We start from the raw sequence: 5421 nt of genomic DNA, 5'->3' as shown, positions 1-5421 counted from the left end.
GAACGCATCATTTTTCTGGTTACCAAGTGGCCCTTCCCGGTCATGGGGAGTTCGTGGATACGAACACTTGGGCGGTAGTTGACTTCAATAACTACTCCGTTGGACTGGCTTATCGGGATAGTGATGTCTGTGCATTCCAGATCAATGCCTGCGAGTCCCAGATTTAATATAGATGCTACCTTGCTCATCAGTTTACGGTTTTCTTTGCATATTTGATTTTCCAGAGATTTATATGTTCCTCCTCGGGTTGCATTCGATGTATAGGCTAAAACTATCTTTTCTCCAGGAGAAGGGACGTATTCTTTACTTATATTGAGCTCTTTTAGCTTTATCGCGCATTCATCGTCAAGGACTATTGGCCCAAGAAAGTCACTAATTGTTTTGCGATGCTTATTTTCCATAACAACAAGTTCTTCAACCGAATGGGTTCCATCACCAAAAACCATTGCAGGAAACCGTTGTACTATGCCTATTACTTTGCGTTTAAAAACTAAGACGCGGTAGGAATTTAGTTTGCCATGAAACTCTTCAATAATTAATTGTTCATAATAATTAAAATAATGATTTAAGAAATGCAGCAGCTCTTGCAGGGTTTGGATATTGCATAACACGTCTTTACCTTGAGCACCGTTTAATAAGGGTTTTATAACCAATGGAAAATTGAGATGGGCGATTAGTTCTGTCGTTTGATTTTGTTGGAATTCTTCCAGGTGAATCGCTACGGCATTAGGAACCGGAATACCTTCTTTTTCCAGCAGTCTGTTAGCGCAAAATTTATCTGCTGCTATATTTGAACTGCTTAAATTATTAAAAGGCGTTTCACTTGCGTGAAAAAGATAGTGGCGAGAACCAAGTTTTATCTCAAAGCCATTTATTTCTGTTATCGATTTTGCCGGGATAAATAAGGCTTTAGCACTGTTATAGTACCGCTCTGCGTTCTTGTCTATGGCATTATCTCTTTCATAATCGAGTCTGATTAAGTTTATAATCCTAACATACTAGTGTCTCGTCGAACACTCAACCAAAAGTTATACTTCTATAATGCTTTCCTGCTATTATGATTATAATCAATATGATGGATAAAACCAGATGAGCGTTCTGAGTGATTGTCTTAGGTGAAAGGGATTGAGTTATGGCCATAGATGACGACTTAAAAATACCTCCCAACGTCAGTAAATACCTTGTCATGACCTTAAACGGCAAAGGTCCTTGCACTACCTTTATTGATGAGTATTCTCGACAATTTATTCACTATGCAGCCCAACAGCAAGCACCAGTGTTAGAACTTGGAACTGGCTATGGTTTCATGACGCTTGAGGTTCTAAAAACTGGTGCACAGGTAATTGCCAATGATCTTGAGCCTCGGCATTTGGAGCTTTTATCGCGAGAAGTCCCTCTTGAACATAAAAATCAACTGATTCTATTACCTGGTGAATTTCCTAAAGATTTATGCTTGCCAGAACGCAGTATTGCAGGTTGTTATGTTGCTCATATGCTCGGTTACTTAAACCCTGAACTTTTCCGGCTTGGTTTAGGGAAGTTATTTTTATGTTTAAAGAGCAATGCAAAACTATTTATTATAACCTCTACTGTATACAAAGGCGTATTCAGGCAGCTGATTGCTCCCTACGAACAAAGGGTCAGGGATGGTGATCCCTGGCCAGGCTATTTTACTGATTTAAAGGCGCTCATTAATCAGCGAGTTCCTGATGCTCTGCTTTTTTTTGATGAACATGTTTTAAGGCGAGAGCTAGAGCGTGCTGGTTTTGTAATTGAAACAATAGAAACTTATGCCAGATTGGATTTACCAAAAAGAGCCCTTTGGGATGGACGAGAAGGTCTTGTTGCCATTGCCAGAAAACCCTAGGGGGGGGCAATTTTATTTCTCGCATACAAGCAAACCAGCCTGAAGCTTGGTTAAGATACGGTGTTGGATTGCTTCACTGAAGCTAATTCTTTTGATTAAGAGTCATGTACTATGAATAAAAATGCGGAACATTATTACCGGAGTGCAATAAATTTATTTTTAAAAGCAGTTCCTGTTGCTGAAATAGATGGTTTTGAATTTTATATTGGTAAGAAAAAATATTTTAACCGCGGAGTAATTAATTGTTTTAATGATCACTGCAGTGTCAGTATTGCTCGTGATAAATTTGCTTCAAACAAAATCCTGGAGCGTGCAGGGCTTCCTGTTCCTAAAGCCACGTTTATCAGCCGTCAATATTTTGAAGAGGGGAGCCTGGAAGAACTCATTTTTGGTTTGACATTTCCCTTAGTGATAAAACCAACTCTTGATGGTCGGCGGGGAAGAGCTGTTTTATGCAATATTCAAACAATGGAACAACTTCGCACTTATTTGGCCGCGTATTTTTTGCATGATGACTACATTTCTATCGAAGAGTTTCACGGCAATCTCAAATCGTACCGGATCTTGATTTTGGGTAACAAATTGCTTGGTGTGGTCGAGCGCTTTCCTGCTCATGTTGTCGGAGATGGCACGCACAATCTTCAGGAACTCATTGATTTGAAAAACCAGGAGCGTCAACAGCTCAGTGATATTCTTGAACCAATAATGTTCGATGATGAATTGTACATTCGCTTGAACGAACTGGGTATTACTCTCGATTACATACCTGCTAAAAATGAGTCGATTACCTTGTGCTATGTTTGTAATAGCTCACGAGGTGGTACATATAAGCCTCTTGGGCAAACAATCTGTAAAGAAAATATTAAGCTCTTGATTAAAGCCGCCAAAGCATTGAAATTAAACCTTGTGGGCTTTGATGTTCAATGCAAAGATATTAACTTACCAATTGAGTCAACAGTAGGGGTTATTATTGAGGCGAATGCTAATCCGAGTGTTCGTATTCATGAACAGGCGACAAATGGCACGCCCCACAATGTGACAAAAGCGATACTTCGTTCTCTGATTTATCGCCATCCTTTTTCCTATCTGTATGGATTGTACAAAAATAAATGCACTTCTTTTTACATCCGAAGCATGATGTTCACCTTAATTCTGGTTTTAGGGACTGCGTTGGCTTATCTGTTGGCTCCTTAACTATTTTGGGCCATGTATATTGTGTTGATGACGAACAGGAGAATCAATAGCAGCAATCCTGATTTGAAATATTTAGAATAACAACTATGCATACAGAGATGATAGAGGTAAGAGAAGGGATGGCGATAAATGAGATGGCGTAACATTTTATTTATTATCTTGGTTTTTACTCCGTGATTTGGAATTTCGTGAAGGGTTGCATCAGCATAAAAATTTGCTTCGATAATAATCCATTTATTGGGTTTAAAAGGAGTATTGATGATGTCTTCACATAATAAATCGAAGCCCACATAATTCAGGCCAATGGCTCTGGCTGCATCACAAACCATTTTTGCGTTGGCCGGGTGAATTTTTTTACCCAAAGAGAATATATCACCGCCCCTGCCGGTATTTACGGTATAACAAAGACGAATTTTGTTGCCTTCAGGTACGATACTTTGCAAGGTTAAACCTTGTTCTTCCAGACAACTTTTATATTCAGTATCATAGCGCAAAGGAGAAATGGTCAGCTCTTTACTCAGGTGAATTCGTTCAACATTCTTTAGTTCTATTAACTCTTCAATAGTGTGTTTTCCATCTCCTATGACAAAGGCCCCTGTTCTAATCAGTACCCCTATAACCTTGTTGTTTAGCACGGTAACACGGTATTCTTTTAATTGAGAGTGGAATTCTTCAATCTGGACGAAGCGATGGTTATTGAAGAGCGTATTAACATACTCAGAAAGCTCAGCTATATTTTTAATATTACATAGCACCCCGAGCCCTCGTACGGAGTTAAGCATCGGTTTGGCTACCAAAGGAAAACGCAAGGGTTCAATCAATTCGCTTAGTGAGTGTTGTTCTAATTTCTTTTTTTCGAACGCGACCGCTTTGGGAACCGGAAAACCCGCTTGATGAAGCAATGTATTGCATGCGTATTTGTGTTTTGCAACGTAAATACTGGCTCCATAATTGATGGGAGAAATGCTAAATACAAAATAATAAGGTTTAGCACCCAGTTCGACTTTCAGTACATCAGCCGTAGGGTAATAGGTATAGGGCAACTGCATTTCTTGCGCACATTTCTTAAATAACGCTACATTTCTATCCATTTTAATGTCTCAATTTAGAATAAGTTTCAAGCGATGTACGAGATAAGCAAACGGATGACGATAAATTAATTGTTTTAATATTTTTGTAGCGATTTGAGCTGTATTAGTCTCATCAGGAGATTCATGATGAGTAATATCTGGAGCAAAATTTGCTTCCAGAACCACCCATTTGGTATGGCTAAACGAGTGATTGATGTCTTCACACATAATATCCAGACCCACTAAATCCAGGCCTGTAATTTTCGCTGCCTGCCGTATAAGGGAGGCGTTTTCTTGATTAATATGTTTATTGATTAGAGTTCGCTTGTCAAGAGCGTGGTTTACTGCGTTCTGAATCTTGATGGTTTTCCCTTTATTGAGGATGCTGTTCAACGTCAGGCCTTGTTCTTTAAGGCAATGGATGCAGTCTTCCTTTATTCCGACAGGTGATTCAGAGTCTTTCTCATTGTATTGTCTAAGTTTGGGCGTTATCAATTGTTCAATGGTTTTTTGACCATCGCCAGTAATGGTTGGTGCTGTAAATTCAATAATATTAATAATTCGGTTTTTTAATAATAACACTTGATACTCTTTTAGATCTGTCTGATATTCTTCAACAAGCAGGTGTACGTATTTGCGAAACATTTGTTCCAGATAATGGCTCAACTCTTCAATGTCTTTAATATTACATAAGACGTCTTTACCATTGCTGGTATTTAACAGAGGCTTGGCTACAACGGGGAATTTAATTCCTGGTATTAATTCAATGAGAGGGTATTTTTTAAAATTGTTTCTATGAATTGCTTTACCATTGGGTACTGGTATACCACTGTCTTGCAGTATGGAGTTTATAGTGCGTTTATTCTTGGTAATGTAAATACTGGATGCATTATTAAGTTGTGTGATACCCCGCACCAACAAGTAGTTTTTTCCGGCAAGAACTATATTTAAGCATTTAATTGCATCTATATAGGTTGCAGGTAATTTTAAGGCAAGGGCGCTCTCATAATAAGTTTTGAGGATTTTATTCAAAATAGCCCCTCCTTGGCAAACCAGTACTTAATTTAACTATAGCTGTATAATTTGATTTAGGTAAGATAAATTAATGATTGAGCAAAACTGTGCTTATTTAGCGGATTTTTGAATAATGATGCACGGTAATTGCAATTCTTACCAGTCTGATACGAAACCATTATGAACGTTCTAACAAGAATCAGACTGGCTCGGCACTGTTAACTAAACTATTGAACCTAGTTTAATATATATGACAACCCCATTTTTGCTGGTGGA

At 38.4% G+C, this 5421-nt stretch carries 5 protein-coding genes; 2 read left to right on the top strand and 3 right to left on the bottom strand.

The window, feature by feature from the left end; all coding sequences use genetic code 11:
• Window positions 1–740 (bottom strand): UDP-N-acetylmuramyl peptide synthase (locus Q0495_RS12420; RefSeq protein ID WP_298626835.1); only part of this gene is annotated, 740 nt, incomplete at its 3' end.
• 392 nt (window positions 741–1132) lie between these two features.
• On the opposite strand from Q0495_RS12420, the gene Q0495_RS12415 reads away from it, so the two are divergent.
• Window positions 1133–1867, top strand: coding sequence for a class I SAM-dependent methyltransferase (locus Q0495_RS12415; protein ID WP_298626833.1), 735 nt, complete (start codon window positions 1133–1135; stop codon window positions 1865–1867).
• 111 nt (window positions 1868–1978) lie between these two features.
• Complete coding sequence (locus Q0495_RS12410; protein WP_298626831.1) at window positions 1979–3061, top strand: UDP-N-acetylmuramyl peptide synthase; 1083 nt, start codon at window positions 1979–1981, stop codon at window positions 3059–3061.
• Here the strand turns inward: Q0495_RS12410 and Q0495_RS12405 are convergent.
• Window positions 3058–4152 carry a UDP-N-acetylmuramyl peptide synthase gene (locus tag Q0495_RS12405; protein ID WP_298626829.1) on the bottom strand — a complete coding sequence of 365 codons (1095 nt, stop codon included), beginning with the start codon at window positions 4150–4152 and terminating at the stop codon, window positions 3058–3060. The two genes, Q0495_RS12410 and Q0495_RS12405, sit on opposite strands and share 4 nt — an antisense overlap.
• A 9-nt stretch (window positions 4153–4161) precedes the next feature.
• Window positions 4162–5163 carry a hypothetical protein gene (locus Q0495_RS12400; protein ID WP_298626827.1) on the bottom strand — a complete coding sequence of 334 codons (1002 nt, stop codon included), beginning with the start codon at window positions 5161–5163 and terminating at the stop codon, window positions 4162–4164.
• Between the last annotated feature and the right edge of the window lie 258 nt (window positions 5164–5421).

This window comes from uncultured Legionella sp. (assembly GCF_937871865.1).
In the GTDB taxonomy this organism is placed as follows: domain Bacteria; phylum Pseudomonadota; class Gammaproteobacteria; order Legionellales; family Legionellaceae; genus Legionella.
Note: the sequence above shows the minus strand (reverse complement) of the source record. Positions and strands in the feature narration are given on the sequence as shown.